Consider the following 18,399-nt stretch of genomic DNA (forward strand, 5'->3'; position numbering starts at 1 on the left):
GTGGCCTCTGCGTTGCGGGGCGCGAAACAATCTGGCATCGGCGCGGCGGGCGGGCTATCACGCGGCCATGCTGAACACATTGACCCATGGCCAACCCGGCGACGCGCCGCCGCTTCTCATCGTTCACGGGCTCTATGGCTCGGGGCGCAACTGGGGCGTGATCGGCAAGCGGCTCTCGGCGGACCGCTTCGTGCTGACCCCCGACATGCGCAACCACGGCGACAGCCCCTGGTTCGACAGCCACGGCTACGAGGACATGGCCGAGGACCTGGCCGAGCTGGTCGCGGCGCATGGCGGACAGGCCGATATCGTGGGCCATTCCATGGGCGGCAAGGCGGCGATGATGCTGGCCCTGACCCGGCCACAGATGGTCCGCTCGCTGCTGGTGGCCGATATCGCGCCGGTCCCCTACAGCCACAGCCAGATCCAGTTCATCGAGGCGATGCGCGCCGTCGACCTGTCGCAGGTCGAGAAGCGCAGCGATGCCAGCGCGCAGCTGGCCACCCATGTCGCGGACAAGACGCTGCAATCCTTCTTCACGCAATCGCTGGACGTGGCCGGCAAGCGGTGGAAGCTGAACCTCGACACGCTGGCGCGCGAGATGCCGCGCATCCTGGGCTTTCCCGAGACCGAGGGGCGCTTCGAGGGGCCGACCCTGTTCCTGTCGGGTGGCGCGTCGGATTACGTGCTGCCCGAGCATCGGACGCGGATCCGCGCGCTGTTTCCCAATGCGCGTTTCGCCAAGCTGCCCGGCGCCGGCCACTGGCTGCATGCCGAGAAGCCGCGCGAGTTCGAAGCCTCGATCCGCGCCTTCCTGGGGCTGGGGGGCTCGGCCGGCTGAACCACCCGCAGTTTCGGGATTTCCGAAACTGTGCCCTCCTCTTTGCAAATGCGCCGCAGCGGGCTTTCGACGGGCTGCGAAGCCGCCCATTCTGCGCGCATGCGAGCACAGCCACATCACGTCGACGGGCCCGACCGGTCAGCCGTCCAGCACGCGCAGATCGTCCCGCAGCCAGGGCAGTTTCTGCAGCGCCTGCGCGATGACCATCTCGCTCACCAGCATGCGCATGGTGCGCGCCACGTCGCGCGGCACGCGGTCGGCCCAGTCCGTCCCGGCAAAGAGCGAGATGGTGCGCGAGAAGGGCTTGAACGGCAGCGGGTGCGCCTCCATCCGGTCGTGAAACCGGCCCGCCCGCATGAAGCCCAGCGGCGTGGTGATCGCCCAGCCCATGCCGCGCGCCACCAGCGTCATCAGCGACAGGTGTGCGCCGATCTCGAACCGCTCGGCAAAGTCCAGCTTGAGCCGCGCCAGATGCGCCTCGATCTGCCGCCCGATCAGCTGGTCGCGGTCATAGCGAAGGATAGGCAGGGCCTGCATCAGCGGCTCGATCCCGCCGGCCTCGGCCACCGCGCCCTTGGCGCAGACAAAGATATAGGGGTCGCGCACAAGGGGATATTCGACCACGCCCTCGATCACCTCGCCGCTGGAGGCGGCAATCGCCAGGTGCAACCGGCGGGCCTGCATCTCGGCCGAGATCTCGTGGCTGGGCGCGGTGATCAGCTTGAACCGGCAGCGCGTCATGCTCTCGGCCAGGATGGTCACCAGCCGCGGCGTCAGGTCATTGTCGAAATCGTCGATCACGCCCAGGTTCAGCGTGCTGAGATGGGTCAGGTCCATCACCGTCAACTCGTTCTGGGCCAGCCGCAACTGCCCCAGCACCGTCTTGGCGCGCACCAGGAAGGACCGCCCCGCCGGCGTCAGCATCATCGGCCGGCGTCCGTGGTCGATCAGGTCGGTGCCCAGCGCGGTTTCCAGGTTGCGCATCTGCTGGCTGACCGCGGGCTGGCTGAGCCCGGTGATCCGCGCCGCGCCTGCCACCGTGCCCTCGGCGGCCAGTGCTTCGAACACCTCGAGACCGCGCAGCGTCACGCCCTTCATCAACATCCGCCGTCCCTTTCGTCCCGCGCCAGTTTCAGCTTTTGCGAAACTGCCCCGCCCCGGTCAAGAAAAACCGAAGAGGTCCCGCCATGCCCGTCCGCCCCGTGAAGACCGCCCCCGGCCTGGCGCCCGACAGCGCCGCCGACATCCGCGACACCGTGCAGATCATGCTGGCGCGGCTGCGGGCCGAGGGGGCGCCGGCGGCGCTGGACTATGCCGCGCGGCTGGATCGCTGGACCGCGCCGGTGGTGGTCCCGCCCGAGGCGGTGGCACGCGCCGCCGCCACCGTGCCCGAGGATCTGAAGGCCGCGCTGGACTATGCGCATGACAATATCCGCGCCTTCGCCACCGCCCAGCGCGCCAGCCTGCAGGACATGGAGGTGGAGTTGCGCCCCGGCCTGCTGGCCGGGCAGCGCTGCCTGCCGGTGCAGGCGGCGGGCTGCTACGTGCCGGGCGGGCGTTACGCGCATATCGCCTCGGCGCTGATGACCATCGCCACCGCCCGCGCCGCCGGCGTGGACCATGTCACCGCCTGCGCCCCGCCGCGCGACGCGGGTGGCATCCACCCGGCGACGCTCTATGCCATGCAGCTGGCCGGTGCCGACACGATCCTGTGCCTCGGCGGCGTGCAGGGCGTGGCCGCGATGGCCTTCGGCCTCTTCCACACGCCGCCGGCGGATGTGCTGGCCGGGCCCGGCAATGCCTATGTGGCCGAGGCCAAGCGGCAGCTCTTCGGGCCGCTCGGCATCGACATGTTCGCCGGCCCCACCGACGTGCTGATCCTCGCCGATGCTTCGGCCGATCCCGAACTGGTGTCGCTGGACCTCGTGGGCCAGGCCGAGCATGGCGCGAACTCGCCCTGCTGGCTGGTCACCGATCATGCCCCCCTGGCCGAGGCCGTGGCCCGCCGCGTGCCCGAGCTGGCCGCCACCCTGCCGGCCGAGAACGCCGCCGCCGCCCGCGCCGCCTGGGACGCGCTGGGCGAGATCCTGCTCTGCGACACGCGCGACGAGATGCGCGCCACCGCCGACCGCTACGCGCCCGAGCACCTGCAGGTCATGTGCCGCGATCTCGACTGGTGGCGCGACAGCCTGTGCAATTACGGCTCGCTGTTCCTCGGGCCGCAGACGACGGTGGCCTTCGGCGACAAGGCCTCGGGGCCCAACCACGTGCTTCCCACCTCGGGCGCGGCACGCTACACGGGGGGCCTGTCGGTGCACAAGTTTCTCAAGACCGTGACCTGGCAGCGGGCAAGTGACGCCGCCCTGCCCGAGCTGGCGCAGGCCAGCGCCGTGATCTCGCGGGCAGAGGGCATGGTCGGCCATGCGCTGACCGCCGAAGCCCGCCTGTTCCAGGCGACTCCGCGCGCGCGCGCGGCCAATGACAGGAGCTGACATGAACCTTGCCCGTTTCCCCCGCGTGCGCCTTGCGCATCTGCCCACGCCGATCGAGCCGCTGCCGCGCCTCTCCGAGGCGCTGGGGGGCCCCGAGATCTGGATCAAGCGCGACGATTGCACGGGGCTGTCCACCGGCGGCAACAAGACCCGCAAGCTGGAGTTCCTGATGGCCGAGGCGGTGGACCAGGGCGCCGAGGTGGTGCTGACCCAGGGCGCGACTCAGTCCAACCACGCCCGCCAGACCGCGGCCGCCGCGGCGAAACTGGGCATGGAGTGCCACATCCTGCTCGAGGACCGCACCGGCTACGAACACGAGAATTATCGCTACAACGGCAACGTGCTGCTGGACGTGCTGCACGGCGCCACGATCGAGCATCGCGGCCCCGGGCTCGACATGAATGCCGAGATGGAGGCCGTGGCCGAGGCGATGCGCGCCAAGGGCCGCAAGGCCTATGCCATCCCGGGCGGCGGCTCGAACGCGACCGGCGCGCTGGGCTACGTGAACTGCGCGCTCGAGACGCTGGCGCAGCTGACCGAGATGGGGCTGCGCGTCGATCACATGGTGCATGCAACGGGCTCGGCCGGGACGCAGGCGGGGCTGGTCACCGGCTTTCAGGCGCTGAACGCGCAGATCCCCGTGCTGGGCATCGGCGTGCGCGCGCCCAAGGACAAGCAGGAGGCCAATGTTTTCGCGCTGGCCGAGAAGACCGCCGACAAGCTGGGCTGTCCCGGGGTCGTCGCGCGCGGCGACGTGGTGGCCAATACCGATTACGTGGGCGAGGGCTATGGCCTGCCCGCCGAGAGCACGCTGGAGGCGATCGACCTGTTCGCCCGGCTCGAGGCGATCCTGCTCGACCCGGTCTACTCGGCCAAGGGCGCGGCGGGGCTGATCGACCTCGTCCGCAAGGGCCATTTCGACAGCAGCGACCGGGTGCTTTTCCTGCACACCGGCGGCGCGATAGGTCTGACCGGCTACACGCATGTGTTCGACGTGGCCGGCCGGGCGTGACGGTCATGCGGCCCGTGGGCATCCTGGGCGGCATGGGGCCGCAGGCCACCGTGCTGCTGATGCAGAAACTGATCGACGCGGTGCCCGCGCGCGACGATGCCGACCACGTGCCGCTGATCGTGCACCAGAACCCGGCCGTGCCCTCGCGCATCGCGGCGCTGATCGAGGGCACGGGGCCCAGCCCGCTGCCCGCGCTGGTCACCATGGCCGGAGAGCTGGAGCGCGCCGGTGCGACGGCGCTTGCCATGCCCTGCAACACCGCGCATCACTATGCGCCCGAGCTTGCGGCGGCGACGCCGCTGCCCTTGCTCGACATGCTGGAGGCGACGGCGCGGGCGCTGGCGGGCAAGGGGCGCATCGGCATCCTCGCCTCGCCGGCGACCCGGCTGACCGGCGTGTTCGACCGCTACCTGACCGATCACGTGGCGCCGGACGACGATGCGCCGCTGCTGGAGATGATTCGCGCGGTGAAGGCCGGCACGCCGGCCGACCGCATCGCCGCGCCCCTGGCCGAGACGGCCCACGCCCTGCTGCGCGAGAGCGATCACATCCTGATCGCCTGCACCGAGCTGTCTCTGGCCGCGCCGCTCCTGCCCGGGCATCTCGCCTGGACCGACAGTCTCGACTGTCTCACCGGCGCGATCCTGGCCCATGCGAGGGCGGCTCAGTAGCCGCGGCACACACGCTCGGCATTGGCGGCGAAGGCTTTGTATTTCCGCCAGAATACCTCGTGCCCGGGGTTGTCCGACTGGCGGATTTCCTGCGCGCGATGCGGATCGGCAAAGAAACTGGCCGCCATGCGCTGTTCGGAGCCGTCGAAGGCGCGGTTCGCCACGCCTTGCACGCAATTGCAAAGCCGCCCGCTGGCCGCCTTGCGCCCCGCCCTCAGGCAGGCCTTGGAGATCGGCCCCGAGGCGAAGCTGACCGCCATCGCCCCCTGTGCCCGGTCCACGCGGTTGCCACCACCGCAGGCCGCTAGCATCAGTGCGGCCACTAGACAAAATCCGGCTGTCCTCATTCCACCTGTCTCTTGTCACGCCGCCGCGGGTTGTCCCGTCTGTGGCGGCCACTGCCCTCGGACGCATCATGCGCGATCCGGGCGGCAGGATCAAGAAACTCCACCCCCGGGCAGCGCATCGAAGGCGAACCCGATGAGGCTCGCATAGCGCTGCCAGTCGCGCGAGCTGCCGGCATAGACCGGCTTGCGCACCTGCGCCATCGAGGCGGTCAGCACATGGCGGGCATTGTCCTGCGGCGCCAGGCAGGCCGGATGCCAGCCCAGGCCCAGATGGGTCAGCAGGGCGCGGGTCTGTGTCTCGGGCGCGCGGGTCAGCGCCTCGTAATCCACGCGATGCGCGCAGCCCGGGTCGCGCGCCTGCCAGTCCGCCATCAGCGCGCGGTAGAGCGCGTGATAGGACACGAGGTCGTCCAGGTCATTGGCATAGCCCAGCCCGGCGCCCGAGAAGAAGGTGCGGAACTGCGACCAGCAACAGGCGCGCGGGTCGCGGACCACGTGCAAGATCCGCGCCTCGGGCAGGGCCGCGCGGATCAGCGGGATGTAGCGGAAGTTCTGCGGCATCTTGTCGGTGACGAAGGGCGCCCCGTCCGAAAGACCGCGCAGCTGGTCGAGATAGGCGTCCCGCAGCGCGCCATGCGATTGTGCCGTTGGTTTTTTCGCCCCCGACAGGAACGGCGCCACCAGCCGGTTCATCACCTCCAGCTCACCGCCGGCGGCCACGTCGGGATGGCAGGTCAGGATCTGCTCGACCAGCGTGGTGCCCGAGCGCGGCAACCCCAGGATGAAGATCGGCACGGGTGCGTCCCGGGCCGGCGGCGCCAAAGCGGATGGCAGCGCCGCCGCCAGGGCGCGCAGACTGTCGAACAGCGCCACGTCCTGCCCGATCTCGTAGCCCAGCTGCGCCTTGCGCAGCGCATTGCCCTCGACCCAGAGCGGAAAGGCCCGCGCGACCTCCCCCCGCCGGTCATGCTGCCCGGCAAGGCCAAAGCACAGGTGGCTGCGCTGTTCCGGCGTGGTGGCCGGGTCGGTGCGCAGCTGCGCCATCCGGTCCATCACCTGCGGATCGGTGGGGCCGGGACATTCGGCAAGATTGCGCCACGCCTCGGCATAGCGCGGGGCGGCGGCCACGGCCCGCGCGAAAAGGCCCCGTGCCTCGTCCGACCGCCCCAGCGCCTGCTGCACCACGCCGAAGTTGTTGAGCGCGACCGGCGCCCCGGGCGACAGGCTCAGCGCGCGGTCAAGCAAGGCCATCGCCTCCTCGAGCGCGCCATCCAGCATCCGCAGATAGGCAAGCCCGATCAGCGCCTCGACCTGCTCGGGCGCGCGGTCCAGCGCGGCGCGAAAGCTCTCCTCGGCTTCGACCAGCCGCCCCTGCCGCTGCCGCAGCGTGCCCAGATGCGCCAGCACCAGCGGATCGCCGGGGGCGAGGTCGCGCGCATGGTCCAGCGCCGTTTCGGCCGCCGCCAGCGCGCCACCGGCCAGCAGGGCAACACCATGGTTGCGCGCGGCCTCTGGCAGGTCGGGGCGCAACCGGGCGGCCTGGCCCAGTGCGCGCGAAGCCTCGGACACCCGGTCCACCGCCATCAGCGCGCCACCAAGGATCTGCCAGAGCACGAAATTCTCGGGGTAGACCTCGAGCAGGCGGGCGGCCTCCTCGGTCGCGACGGCGCTGTCACCCCGGCCATGCAGCGCGACAAGCTGGTCCAGCAGGTGCTGCGGCGGACCGACCTCCATCCCGGCCAGCAGCTGTCCGGCGCGCCGGTTGCGCGGAAAGCGCATCAGAACGTCGCGGCAAAGCGCACGGGCTTCGGCCAGCCGCCCCTGCCGTTGATGCGCCCGTGCGCGGGCCAGCGCCGTGTCGATTCCCGCCATCGCGTCCCTCCGATGCGGGAACGCTATGCCGGGCCGCGTTAAGATGCGGTTGCCACTCGGCGGATCAGCGCAGCGGGCCGGCGGTCACGGTCTTGCCCGTGCCGGAGGCGCCGTGGAACGAGTCGATCTGGGCGGTCAGCCCCTGCCCGGTCGGGCGTCCCACCCCGTCGGCCAGAACGGCCTGGGCCAGCGTGATGCAGGTGGCGGCGGTCAGTACGATGCGGATCATGGTCAAACTCCCGTGGCACACCCCGTTCCTGCCACCGATCGCGCCCCGGCCACAGTCAGGAATACCCCAAGGCGCACGCGCCACCTTGACCAGCCTTGCGTTCCGCAGCATATCGCGGTCCATGAGCACACCCTTGTCCCGCATCCGCAATTTCTCGATCGTCGCCCATATCGACCACGGGAAATCCACTCTCGCCGACCGGCTGATCCAGCTCACCGGTACCGTCGCCGAACGTGACATGAAAGAGCAGCTGCTCGACGCGATGGATATCGAGCGCGAGCGCGGGATCACCATCAAGGCCAACACCGTGCGCATCGACTACCCGGCGCAGGATGGCCAGACCTACGTGCTCAACCTGATCGACACGCCCGGCCACGTGGACTTTGCCTACGAGGTCAGCCGCTCGATGCGCGCGGTCGAGGGCTCGCTGCTGGTGGTGGACGCCACCCAGGGGGTCGAGGCGCAGACGCTGGCCAATGTCTATACCGCCATCGAGGCCGATCACGAGATCGTCCCGGTGCTGAACAAGGTCGACCTGCCCGCGGCCGAGCCCGAGCGCGTGGCCGAGCAGATCGAGGACGTGATCGGCATCGACGCCAGCGATGCCTGCCTGATCTCGGCCAAGACCGGCGTCGGCATTCCCGACGTGCTGGAGGCCATCGTCCAGCGCCTGCCCGCCCCCCGGGGCGGCGACCCGGACGCGCCGCTCAAGGCGATGCTGGTGGACAGCAAGTACGACCAGTATCTCGGCGTGATCTGTATCGTGCGGATCGTCGACGGCACGCTGAAAAAGGGCGACCGCATCCGCATGATGAAGACCGGCGGCACCTATGACGTGGACGATGTGGGCGTCTACCGCCCCGCCATGACCGCGGTCGACCGGCTGGGCCCGGGCGAGATCGGCTATCTCAACGCCTCGATCAAGCAGGTCCGCGACACGCGCGTGGGCGACACGATCACCCATGAGAAGAAGCAATGCGCCGAGCCGCTGCCCGGCTTCAAACCCTCGGTCCCGGTGGTGTTCTGCGGCCTCTTCCCGGTCGACACCTCGGAATTCGAGGATCTGCGCGACGCGATCGAGAAGCTGGCGCTGAACGACGCCTCCTTCTCCTTCGAGATGGAGACCTCGGCCGCTCTGGGGTTCGGCTTCCGCTGCGGTTTCCTCGGGCTGCTGCATCTCGAGGTGATCCGCGACCGGATCGAGCGCGAGTACAATATCGAGCTGATCACCACCGCGCCCAGCGTGATCTACCACATCTTCATGAAGGACGGCGAGCGCATCGACCTGCACAACCCCGCCGACATGCCCGATCCTTCCAAGATCGGCCACGTGGAAGAGCCGCGCATCAAGGCGACGATCCTCGTGCCCGATGACTACCTCGGCGACGTGCTCAAGCTCTGCCAGGATCGCCGCGGCATCCAGTTGGACCTGACCTATGCCGGCTCACGCGCCATGGCGGTCTATGACCTGCCGTTGAACGAGGTGGTGTTCGACTTCTACGACCGGCTGAAATCGGTCACCAAGGGCTATGCCAGCTTCGATTACGAGATGATCGGCTACCGCGAGGACAACCTCGTCAAGATGCAGGTGCTGGTGAACGACGAACCGGTGGACGCGCTGGCCATGATGGTGCATCGCGACCGCGCCGAGATGCGCGGCCGGGCGATGTGCGAAAAGCTCAAGGACCTGATCCCGCGCCACATGTTCAAGATCCCGATCCAGGCGGCCATCGGCGGCAAGGTGATCGCGCGCGAGACCCTGTCGGCGCTGCGCAAGGACGTGACCGCCAAGTGCTATGGCGGCGACGCCTCGCGCAAGAAGAAGCTCTTGGAAAAGCAGAAGGCCGGCAAGAAGAAGATGCGCCAGTTCGGCCGCGTCGAGATCCCGCAGGAAGCCTTCATCTCAGCGCTGAAGATGGACGAGTAGAGCCGTCGACGCCCCTTTCCCGGACAGCCGGCCCCGCCTAGCTGGGGCTGGCGCCGCGAACAGCCTCGGGGTGCTGGCCCAGGAAATGGTGCAGCACCTTGTAGAGCTCTTTCGCGTGGCGCACGTCATCGGCATGCAGCGCCTCGCGGATATCCTCGCAGATCATCTGCTGGACCCGCGCGGGCCCGTGATGCTGATGCATCAGGTAGTCGCCCAGTAGCGCCGCGTCGTAATCCGACAGGTGGTCATGCTCCGCCACCGCGGCCACTTCCTCTTCCGACAGGCAGGTCATGCCCACGACGTCATCGACCGAGATCATGCTGTGTCCTCCTCCTTGACGGAGGAAGACTAGCATCGGAGGGGGCCTTGCCGCGTTGATCTCGGTCAGGCGGCCCCGGCCTTGGCGCCCTGCCCTAGCCGGGGACGGCCAGTGTCTCGACGCCGATGGTGGGCGTGCCCGGCCCGTCCGGCCCGGGCGAGACGGGTTCGGTCACGTCGGGCTCCGTCACCACCGGCTCGGTCACCTCCGGTTCCGTCACCTCGGGCTCTGTCACCTCGGGTTCATAGGGTTCCTCGGGATATTCGGGCTCGTAGGGCTCTTCCTTGTAGGGCTCCTCGCGCACTTCCGGATAGGGTTCGTGCGGCGAGACGGGGAAGCGTTCCAGCAGGATGTCCTCCTGCATCCGCAGGAAGGCCAGCAGCTGCGGCAGCGTCGGGCGACTGGTCTCGATATAGCGCTTGGTGCTGCGCATGGCGTTCTGCAGCTCGCCCACCGGCACATGATCCAGACGGCGCACATAGCTGCCGCCGCCGCCGATCGGATAGGCCTCGCGCTGCCCCTGGGTCGAGACGACCATGTCCTGGTCGGAATAGGCCCAGCGCGGCCCGCCCAGCCAGACCGCGGCGAACATCAGCTTGGCCACGAACTCGTTCGTGCCGCCCTCGATCAGCCCGTCATAGAACATGATGTGCACATGTTCCCAGCGCGCCTTCTGGAAATTCGGCGCCTCCTCGTTGCCGATGCCGCAATAGGCGTCATGCACCGCGGCGGCCGAGATGAATTCCGGCGAGGTCGGATCGCCCACGATCGACACGAAGATCCGCGGGATCGAGGCCCCGTCCGTCAGCGTGCCCGCCGGGGCCACCCATGTCCGGCCGCGCGAATCGCTGAAGGTCAGCGGCTGCGCGGTGGGAAAGAACTTGTAGGGCCGGCGCGGGATGATGACCTCACGCGGGACCACCCGCACCGGGGCCTGGTCGAAATAGCATCCCGGCTGGGTCAGGCAGGAGATCTCGGGCTCGTCCACGGCATCGGTGCCGCGCAAGATGGCCACGGGATCGCAGGCCGCAAGGGCCATGAGGCTGACGGAGAGAAAGGCGAAATGACGCATGATTTGGCTTTCGGTCATAATGAATTGCGCCGATCTTCCGGCATTCCGCCGCGCCGATCAAGCCATGCACCGCATCGCGCGCGCCCTTCCGTGCGCGCCGCGCCACAGCCACATCTGACGCAGATCAAGGCCCAGACATGCGGGAATCGCTATGTGATTCGCGACACCAGACCAGGAGGACATGATGCTGCGCCTTGCCGGAATTCTCTATTCGCTCATCTCGACCACGCTGGCCGGCACGGCGATCATTGCCGTGCTGGTGGCCGGCTACGGCACGCTGACGCCGATCCTGCTGGCCGCCGCGGCGGGGTTCGTCCTCGCCCTGCCGGTCGCCTGGCTGGTCGCGCGCGAGCTCTACAGCTGATCCAGCAGCCCTTCGGCGCAGCGTTCGATCAGCGCCAGCGCCGCGGCGTATTCGCCGGTATGGTAGGGATCGGGCACATGGGTCGCCCCGGTCCCGGGCGCGTAATCGGTGAAAAGCCGCAGCTCCGCCCCGCCTTGTGCCGGACGCAGCGCCTGCAGATCGCGCAGGTTCTGCGCATCCATCGCCACGATCAGGTCGAACCGGTCGAAATCGGCAACCGAAACCTGCCGCGCGCACAGCGCCGACAGGTCGTACCCTTCCCGGGCCGCCGCGCGCTGCATCGGCCCGTGCGGCGGCGCGCCGATATGCCAGTCACCGGTGCCCGCGCTGTCCAGCTTCAGATCCAGCCCGCGCGCCTGCGCCTTGGCCCGCGTCACCGCCTCGGCCGAGGGGGAGCGGCAGATATTGCCGAGACAGACAAAGAGGATACGATGTGTCATGCCCGTGGCCTAGCGCCCGGGACCTGAAACGGCAAGGGGCAGCGCATGACCGAGAAGATCGTGATCCTGACCGGCGCGGGCCTGTCGGCCGAAAGCGGGTTGTCGACCTTTCGCGATGCGGGCGGGCTCTGGGCTCAGCACCGGATCGAGGATGTCGCCACGCCCGAGGCCTTCGCCCGCGACCCGGCCCGGGTGCAGGCCTTCTACAACATGCGCCGCGCGCAGGCCGCCGAGGCGCATCCCAACGCCGCCCATCTGGCGCTGGCACGGTTGCAGACCACGTTGAAGGGGCGTGTCATCCTCATCACCCAGAACGTGGACTGGCTGCATGAAAAGGCCGGCGGCATCGCCCTGCACATGCACGGGGTGCTGTCACAGGCGCTCTGCGCCGCCTGCGGGCATCGCTGGTACGTGCCGGACGAGATGACCCCGGACGAGCCCTGCCCCGCCTGCGGCGCGCCACGCGGGCGCCCGGACGTGGTCTGGTTCGGCGAGATGCCCTATCACCTCGACCTGATCGACAGCCACCTGTCCAGTTGCACCCTCTTCGCGGCGATCGGCACCTCGGGCCAGGTCTTCCCGGCCGCAGGCTTCGTGCGCGAGGCGCAGTTGAACGGCGCCGAGACGGTGGAGCTCAACCTCGAACGGACCGAGATCTCGGGCCAGTTCCAGCGCAACATCTTCGGCCCCGCGACCGAGACGGTGCCGCGCTGGGTCGACTCGCTTCTGGAAGACAGCCTGTACTGAGTGGCACGCCCCGAACGGGACGCGCCGGCCGTCACAAGGCTCAGCTGCCCGAGCCGTGGCCCATGCCATGCATCGGCTTGCGTTCGAGATCGACGGGGATCTCCAGCGCGACCTCGCCAGCCTGTTCGAAGACCAGCGTCACGCTGACCGTGTCGCCCTGCGCCATGGGCTGTTTCAGCCCCATGAACATGACGTGATCGCCGCCGCGGGCCAGCGCGTGGCTGCCGCCGGCCGGGATCACGAAGCCCTCCTCGACATGGGTCATGCGCATCACGCCGTCGCCCATGTCTTGGTGGGTGTGCAACTCGACCCGGTGCGCGATCTCCGAGCGCGCCTCGACCAGCCGGTCATCGGTCTCGCCGGTATTCTCGATCATCATGAAGGCGGCGCCCGCCTTGGTGTTGGCAGCACGCGCATAGGCGTCGCTGACGGTGATATCGGCAAGGGCGGGCATGGCAAGGCCAAGGGCGACGGCCCCGGCCACGAAAAAGCTGCGTGTCATCTGTAAGCTCCAGTGGTTCGAGAGAAAATCTGTCAGGTCTCGAACCGGCCGGGCGGGCCCCGCGCCACGGCCTGCGGACGCGTGCGCCCGGTGGCCAGCGTCCCGTCCGGCGCATGCAGCACCGCGCCCAGGGCGGCGGCCGGCACCGGCAGCGCCGCATTCTGCGCCACCGCCATCATCAGCGACAGCGCGCAATCGGGGCAGATATGCGCCGGCCCCGTCGGGTTGCCCTCGGCATCGACGGGCACGCTCACCGCGAAGCCGCCCGAGCAGATCACCATCTCGCCCACCGGCGCCGCCTGCCCGCGTGCCGCGGACAGGGTCAGGCTGGTGACCACCAGCATCAGGGCCAGCGCAAGGCCGGCCAGGGGGCGCAGAACCGCGGTCATGGGCGTGTCATACAGGCGAGTGCGGCAAGGGAAAGGCGACAAATGGAAACAGCCCCGCACCTGAAAAGGCCGGGGCTGTTCCCAAAGCAATGTGGCAAGGATCAGGCTTCGGCCTGGGCCTTCACGATCTCTTTCTTGACCTTCAGCGCCCGCTCGCTCAGCTCGGCATCTTTCGCCTTGGCCAGGAACTTGTCCAGCCCGCCGCGGTGATCGACCGAGCGCAGCGCCGAGGCCGAGATGCGCAGCTTGATGCCACGGCCCAGCGCTTCGGACTGCAGCGTCACGTCGTTCAGGTTCGGCAGGTAGCGCCGCTTGGTCTTGTTGTTGGCATGGCTGACATTGTTGCCAACCATCGGGCCTTTTCCGGTCAGTTCGCAAACACGCGACATGGATTCGTCCTCGTTGTCTCGGGGCCGGGCCAAACCCCACCCGCCAATATCAAAGGGCGCCGCCCGAGTTGGATATGCGGGGGGCGCCCGGAATCTGGTCTGCCGGTCTTTAGGCGCAAGCGCCCGGAGCGTCAAGACCCTGTCACGCAACAACTGCACTGCCCGGCCCCGCGACGCTGCCCCTTGCCAGTCGAGGCCATGATCCCTCGCGAAAACACGCCCCGAAGGTCGCACAATTCGCCCGTTCCGCCCTCAGCACGGCAAAGCCGAATCGCCCCTCAGGACATCATCAGATGCGTGCTCAGCAGCTCCTCCGCCGCGGCAGACGGCGTGAGTTCGCCATCCTCCACCTGCCCCGCCAGCGCGCGCATCGCGCCCTTCACCGGCTCGCGCGACAGCCGCGCCAGCAGCCGCTCGCGCACCTCGGCTTCGAACCAGAACCGCGCCTGCGCGGCGCGGCGGGCGTCGAAATGACCTTCCGCGCGCCGCCAGTCGGTCAGCCCGCACATCTCGTCCCAGACATTGGCCAGCCCTGCCTCCTCCAGCGCCGAGACGGTCAGCGCCTTGGGAAAGCCCTGCGGATCCTGCGGCCGCTTGCGCAGCAGGCGCAGGGCCCCCGCGTAATCGGCACAGGTGCGCACCGCCGTCGCCTTGAGATCACCATCGGCCTTGTTGACCAGCAGGATGTCGGCCATCTCCATGATGCCACGCTTGACCCCCTGCAGCTCGTCGCCGCCCGCCGGCGCCAGCAGCAGCACGAAAAGATCCGACATCTCGGCCACCATGGTCTCGGACTGCCCAACCCCCACGGTCTCGATCAGGATCACGTCGAACCCCGCCGCCTCGCACAAATCGATCGCCTCGCGCGTGCGCCGCGCCACCCCGCCCAGCTGCGATTGCGAGGGCGAGGGCCGGATGAAGGCCCCCGGATCCCGCGACAGCCGTTCCATCCGCGTCTTGTCGCCCAGGATCGAGCCCCCCGACCGGGCCGAGCTGGGATCCACCGCCAGTACCGCCACGCGCAGCCCGCGCCCCGTCAGCATGCAGCCGAAAGCCTCGATGAAGGTCGACTTGCCCACCCCCGGCGTGCCCGACAGTCCGACGCGCAGCGCCTGCCGGCCATGGCCCTTCACCGCCTCCAGCAGGGCCAGCGCCTGCGCCCGGTGATCGACCCGGCCGCTTTCGACCAGCGTGATGGCCCGCGCCAGCGCGCGACGCTCGCCGGCCAGGATCCGGGTTTTAAGATCGTCGATATCCATGGCGATGTCTTCCCGCGCCACGCGGCAAAAGTCCAGCCCGGCGACAGGCTTCTTCTCTTGCCAAATACTCCAGGGGGGGCTCCGCAGGAGCGGGGGACAGCGTCCCCCTCCGCCACTGGCCAAACCGCGCCGCAGCGGGCTATAGCGGCCCGCATGACCCGCCTGCCCATCGACGACGTCCTGCCCGAGCTGATCGAGACCCTGCGCCGCCAAGGCCGCGCCGTGCTGCAGGCCCCGCCCGGCGCGGGCAAGACCACCCGCGTGCCGCTGGCGCTGCTGGAGGCCGGGCTGCCCCCCGGGCGCATCGTCATGCTCGAGCCGCGCCGGCTGGCCGCGCGCGCCGCCGCCGCCCGGCTGGCCGAGCAGCTGGGCGAGGCGCCGGGCCGCACCGTGGGCTACCGCATGCGCGGCGAGACGAAGGTCTCGCGCGAGACGCGCATCGAGGTGGTGACCGAGGGCATCCTGACCCGGATGATCCAGTCCGATCCGGGGCTCGACGGCATCGGCGCGGTGCTGTTCGACGAGTTCCACGAACGCTCGCTCAATGCCGATCTCGGCCTCGCGCTCTGCCTCGAGATCGCGGGCGCGCTGCGCGACGACCTGATCCTGCTGCCCATGTCGGCCACGCTCGACGCCGGGCCCGTGGCCACGCTGTTGGACGCGCCCGTCGTCACCTCCGAGGGGCGTGCCTTTCCGGTCGACATCCGCTGGCGCGCCGCACCCCTGCCCAAGGGCACGCGGCTGGAACAGGCCATGGCCGCGCAGATCGAGACTGCGCTGGCCGAGACCGAGGGCGGCCTTTTGGCCTTCCTGCCCGGCGAGGGCGAGATCCGCCGCACCGAGGCGCTGCTGCGCCCGCGGCTCGGCCCTGACATCCAGCTGCGCCCGCTCTTCGGGGCGATGGAGCTTTCCGCCCAGCGCGCCGCGATCCGCCCCGAAAGCACGGGCCGCAAGCTGGTCCTGGCCACCGCCATTGCCGAAACCTCGCTGACGATCGAGGATATCCGCGTCGTCGTCGATGGCGGGCGCGCGCGCCGGGCGCGGTTCGATCCCGGCTCGGGCATGTCGCGGCTGGTGACCGAGCGTGTGACCCGCGCCGAGGCCACCCAGCGCGCCGGCCGCGCCGGCCGTGTCGCGCCGGGCACCGCCTACCGGATCTGGACCAGGGGAGAGGAAGGGGCGCTCAGCCCCTTCCCGCCGGCCGAGATCGAGGCCGCCGACCTCGCGTCGCTGGCGCTCGATCTCGCGCTCTGGGGCGCCGAGCCCGACCAGCTGCCCTTCCTGACGCCGCCGCCCGCCGGCGCCTTTGCCGAGGCGCGCGCGCTGTTGCGGATGCTGGGCGCGCTGGATGCGCAGGGCCGCATCACCGCGCATGGGCGCGCGCTGGCGGCGCTGCCGCTGCATCCACGGCTCGCCCACATGCTGCACGTGGCCGGCCCCCCGGCCGCGGGGCTCGCCGCGCTGCTCGCCGAACGAGACATCCTGGCCGAGCGCACGACCGACCTGTCGCTGCGGCTGGCCGCCCTGCGCGACCCTGCGCGCTTTGCCCGCGAACGCGGTAATGCGCTGAACCGCGCCGCGCTTGACCGCGTGAAAAAAGAGGCGCAACGGCTTGGCAAGGCCGTGAAAACACCCGACAGCGGCAAGTCCCCCGCCGAGATGGCCGCGCTGGCCTATCCCGACCGGATCGGCCTGCGCCGCAAGGGCGATGCGCCGCGCTTCCAGCTTTCGGGCGGCAAGGGCGCGGTGATGGACGCGGGTGACCCGCTGGCGGGCAGCCGGCTGATCGTGGTCACCGATACCGACGGCAACCCGCGCGAAGCGCGGATCCGGCAGGCCATCGCGATCCCCGAAAGCGCGCTGCGATCGCTTTTTTCCGAGCAGATCGAATGGGTTGAAAGCTGTTCTTGGAGCAGGCGCGAGCGCAGGGTCGTGGCGCGCCGGCAGGAACTTCTTGGCGCCATCGCGCTGGATGACCGGGCCTGGAAAGACGCGCCGGCCGAGGCGCTCTCGCGCGCCATGCTGGAGGGCGTGCGCGAGCTGGGCCTGCCGCTGTCGGATGCGGCGCGACGCTTCTGCGCGCGCGTGGCGCTGGGGCGGGAGGCCGGGCTGGACCTGCCCGACATGTCCGAAGCCGCGCTGATGGAGACGCTGGAGGACTGGCTGCTGCCCTTCCTTGACGGGGTGCGCAGCGCCGAGGAGTGGAAGCGTTTCGACCTGCTGCCCGCGCTGCGCGCACGGCTCGACTGGGGACAGATGCAGGCGCTGGACGACGCGGTGCCGGCGCATTTCACCACGCCGCTGGGCCACCGGATCCCGATCGACTATTCAGGCGACGCGCCCGAGATTTCCCTGCGCCTGCAAGAGCTTTTCGGCCAGAGCTCACACCCGACGGTGGGCAACACGCCGCTGAAGGTCACGCTGCTGAGCCCGGCCCGGCGCCCGGTGCAGACCACGATGGACCTGCCGGGCTTCTGGGCCGGCTCCTACGCCGATGTGCGCAAGGACATGCGCGCGCAATATCCCAAGCACCCCTGGCCCGAGGATCCGACCACGGCCGACCCGACGCTGCGGGCCAAGCCGCGCAAGCGCTGAGCCTCAGCCCTCGAGGCACCAGCGCATGATGGCCTTCTGCGCGTGCAGGCGGTTCTCGGCCTCGTCCCAGATCACCGATTGGGGGCCGTCCATGACCTCGGAGGTCACCTCCTCGCCACGATGGGCGGGCAGGCAATGCATGAAGAGCGCGTCCTTGCCCGCGGCCTGCATCAGGCGGTCGTTCACCTGGTAGGGGCGCAGCATGTTGTGGCGCCGCTCCTTGGCCGATTGGGCGTCATGCATCGACACCCAGGTATCGGCCACCACCAGGTCGGCCCCCTCGACCGCCTTGAACGGGTCTCGCTCGATCGTGACGGTGCGCCCGGCATTGCGCGCGAAGCCCACGAATTCCATCTCGGGGTCCAGCTGCACCGGGCCGGTGAAGGTCAGGTCGAAGCCGAACTGCCCGGCAGCATGCAGGAAGGAGGCGCAGACATTGTTGCCGTCGCCACACCAGACCACCTTGCGGTCGGCAATGGCGCCGCGATGTTCCTCGAAGGTCAGCACGTCGGCCATGATCTGGCAGGGATGCGAGCGGTCGGTCAGCCCGTTGATCACCGGCACGGTGGCGTGCTCGGACATCTCTTCCAGCACGGCCTCGTCGAAGGTGCGGATCATGATCATGTCGACATAGCGCGACAGCACGCGGGCGGTGTCGGCGATGGTCTCGCCATGGCCAAGCTGCATGTCCGAGCCCGAGAGCACCATGGTCTGCCCGCCCATCTGGCGCACGCCCACGTCGAAGGAAACGCGGGTCCGGGTCGAGGGTTTCTCGAAGATCAGCGCGACCATGCGGTCCTTGAGCGGCAACTCGTCGTCGGGCGCCGCCTTGGGACGGCCTGCGCGCGCGGTCTTGATCGCCTTGGCGTCGTCGATGATGCCCCGCAGGGCGGATTTGTCGGTCTTGTGGATGTCGAGAAAATGGTTCATCG

The 18,399-nt window shown here is 69.4% G+C and carries 20 protein-coding genes; 8 read left to right on the forward strand and 12 right to left on the reverse strand.

Annotated features, from left to right (window positions below; translation table 11 throughout):
• The first annotated feature begins 67 nt into the window (after positions 1-67).
• The gene (locus AVJ23_RS00105; protein WP_058860127.1) at positions 68-841 is read left to right on the forward strand and encodes an alpha/beta fold hydrolase; all 774 of its coding nucleotides are present in this window, start codon (positions 68-70) and stop codon (positions 839-841) included.
• Between the two features lie 138 nt (positions 842-979).
• Here the strand turns inward: AVJ23_RS00105 and AVJ23_RS00110 are convergent, their stop codons facing one another.
• Positions 980-1,945, reverse strand: a complete 966-nt coding sequence (locus AVJ23_RS00110) for a LysR family transcriptional regulator (protein ID WP_058860128.1) — start codon at positions 1,943-1,945, stop codon at positions 980-982.
• An 83-nt stretch (positions 1,946-2,028) separates the two neighbouring features.
• Here AVJ23_RS00110 and hisD point away from each other — a divergent pair, with 83 nt between their 5' ends.
• From hisD to cuyB, 3 genes are read left to right on the forward strand one after another with little or no spacing between them, the layout of a single operon-like run.
• Positions 2,029-3,333: a histidinol dehydrogenase gene (gene hisD / locus AVJ23_RS00115; protein ID WP_058860129.1), complete on the forward strand. Its 1,305-nt coding sequence runs from the start codon at positions 2,029-2,031 to the stop codon at positions 3,331-3,333.
• A 1-nt stretch (position 3,334) separates the two neighbouring features.
• The gene (gene cuyA, locus AVJ23_RS00120; RefSeq protein ID WP_058860130.1) at positions 3,335-4,345 is read left to right on the forward strand and encodes a D-cysteate sulfo-lyase; all 1,011 of its coding nucleotides are present in this window, start codon (positions 3,335-3,337) and stop codon (positions 4,343-4,345) included.
• Positions 4,346-4,350: 5 nt separating this feature from the next.
• The gene (gene cuyB / locus AVJ23_RS00125) at positions 4,351-5,016 is read left to right on the forward strand and encodes a cysteate racemase (protein WP_058860131.1); all 666 of its coding nucleotides are present in this window, start codon (positions 4,351-4,353) and stop codon (positions 5,014-5,016) included.
• Here the strand turns inward: cuyB and AVJ23_RS00130 are convergent.
• From AVJ23_RS00130 to AVJ23_RS22680, 3 genes are all read right to left on the reverse strand, one after another.
• Entirely contained in the window at positions 5,010-5,327 is a 318-nt protein-coding gene (locus tag AVJ23_RS00130; RefSeq protein WP_240484468.1) for an arginine transporter, read from the reverse strand. The two genes, cuyB and AVJ23_RS00130, sit on opposite strands and share 7 nt — an antisense overlap.
• A 126-nt stretch (positions 5,328-5,453) precedes the next feature.
• Complete coding sequence (locus AVJ23_RS00135; protein WP_058860133.1) at positions 5,454-7,235, reverse strand: tetratricopeptide repeat-containing sulfotransferase family protein; 1,782 nt, start codon at positions 7,233-7,235, stop codon at positions 5,454-5,456.
• A 64-nt stretch (positions 7,236-7,299) separates the two neighbouring features.
• On the reverse strand, positions 7,300-7,464 hold the full coding sequence (locus AVJ23_RS22680; RefSeq protein WP_157772583.1) for a hypothetical protein: 165 nt from the start codon (positions 7,462-7,464) through the stop codon (positions 7,300-7,302).
• 121 nt (positions 7,465-7,585) lie between these two features.
• On the opposite strand from AVJ23_RS22680, the gene lepA reads away from it, so the two are divergent.
• Positions 7,586-9,391 carry a translation elongation factor 4 gene (gene lepA, locus AVJ23_RS00140; RefSeq protein ID WP_058860134.1) on the forward strand — a complete coding sequence of 602 codons (1,806 nt, stop codon included), beginning with the start codon at positions 7,586-7,588 and terminating at the stop codon, positions 9,389-9,391.
• A 37-nt stretch (positions 9,392-9,428) separates the two neighbouring features.
• On the opposite strand, the gene AVJ23_RS00145 is transcribed toward lepA, so the two are convergent.
• Both AVJ23_RS00145 and AVJ23_RS00150 read right to left on the reverse strand, forming a co-directional pair.
• On the reverse strand, positions 9,429-9,710 hold the full coding sequence (locus AVJ23_RS00145) for a hypothetical protein (protein ID WP_058860135.1): 282 nt from the start codon (positions 9,708-9,710) through the stop codon (positions 9,429-9,431).
• A gap of 94 nt (positions 9,711-9,804) precedes the next feature.
• Positions 9,805-10,800 carry a DUF1353 domain-containing protein gene (locus tag AVJ23_RS00150; protein ID WP_058860136.1) on the reverse strand — a complete coding sequence of 332 codons (996 nt, stop codon included), beginning with the start codon at positions 10,798-10,800 and terminating at the stop codon, positions 9,805-9,807.
• 166 nt (positions 10,801-10,966) lie between these two features.
• On the opposite strand from AVJ23_RS00150, the gene AVJ23_RS00155 reads away from it, so the two are divergent.
• Complete coding sequence (locus AVJ23_RS00155) at positions 10,967-11,146, forward strand: hypothetical protein (RefSeq protein WP_058860768.1); 180 nt, start codon at positions 10,967-10,969, stop codon at positions 11,144-11,146.
• On the opposite strand, the gene AVJ23_RS00160 is transcribed toward AVJ23_RS00155, so the two are convergent.
• Positions 11,137-11,586, reverse strand: coding sequence for a low molecular weight protein-tyrosine-phosphatase (locus tag AVJ23_RS00160; RefSeq protein WP_058860137.1), 450 nt, complete (start codon positions 11,584-11,586; stop codon positions 11,137-11,139). The two genes, AVJ23_RS00155 and AVJ23_RS00160, sit on opposite strands and share 10 nt — an antisense overlap.
• 45 nt (positions 11,587-11,631) lie before the next feature.
• Between AVJ23_RS00160 and AVJ23_RS00165 the strand changes: the two genes are divergently transcribed.
• A complete protein-coding gene (locus AVJ23_RS00165; protein ID WP_058860138.1) occupies positions 11,632-12,333 on the forward strand; it encodes an NAD-dependent deacylase in 702 nt (233 codons plus the stop codon).
• Between the two features lie 40 nt (positions 12,334-12,373).
• Here the strand turns inward: AVJ23_RS00165 and AVJ23_RS00170 are convergent, their stop codons facing one another.
• The 4 genes from AVJ23_RS00170 to meaB form a co-directional block, all read right to left on the reverse strand.
• Positions 12,374-12,835 carry a copper chaperone PCu(A)C gene (locus AVJ23_RS00170; protein ID WP_058860139.1) on the reverse strand — a complete coding sequence of 154 codons (462 nt, stop codon included), beginning with the start codon at positions 12,833-12,835 and terminating at the stop codon, positions 12,374-12,376.
• Positions 12,836-12,867: 32 nt separating this feature from the next.
• Entirely contained in the window at positions 12,868-13,224 is a 357-nt protein-coding gene (locus AVJ23_RS00175; RefSeq protein ID WP_058860140.1) for a hypothetical protein, read from the reverse strand.
• A 101-nt stretch (positions 13,225-13,325) separates the two neighbouring features.
• Positions 13,326-13,613, reverse strand: coding sequence for a 50S ribosomal protein L28 (gene rpmB, locus AVJ23_RS00180; RefSeq protein ID WP_058860141.1), 288 nt, complete (start codon positions 13,611-13,613; stop codon positions 13,326-13,328).
• 278 nt (positions 13,614-13,891) lie between these two features.
• The gene (gene meaB / locus AVJ23_RS00185) at positions 13,892-14,872 is read right to left on the reverse strand and encodes a methylmalonyl Co-A mutase-associated GTPase MeaB (RefSeq protein ID WP_058860142.1); all 981 of its coding nucleotides are present in this window, start codon (positions 14,870-14,872) and stop codon (positions 13,892-13,894) included.
• Positions 14,873-15,025: 153 nt separating this feature from the next.
• Between meaB and hrpB the strand changes: the two genes are divergently transcribed.
• Positions 15,026-17,467, forward strand: a complete 2,442-nt coding sequence (hrpB, locus tag AVJ23_RS00190; protein ID WP_058860143.1) for an ATP-dependent helicase HrpB — start codon at positions 15,026-15,028, stop codon at positions 17,465-17,467.
• 3 nt (positions 17,468-17,470) lie between these two features.
• Here hrpB and argF read toward each other — a convergent pair whose 3' ends face one another.
• Positions 17,471-18,397, reverse strand: a complete 927-nt coding sequence (argF, locus tag AVJ23_RS00195; protein WP_058860144.1) for an ornithine carbamoyltransferase — start codon at positions 18,395-18,397, stop codon at positions 17,471-17,473.
• Positions 18,398-18,399 lie beyond the last annotated feature (2 nt).

Origin of the sequence: Pseudoponticoccus marisrubri, from assembly GCF_001482405.1 — a bacterium.
Classification (GTDB): Bacteria; Pseudomonadota; Alphaproteobacteria; order Rhodobacterales; family Rhodobacteraceae; genus Pseudoponticoccus; species Pseudoponticoccus marisrubri.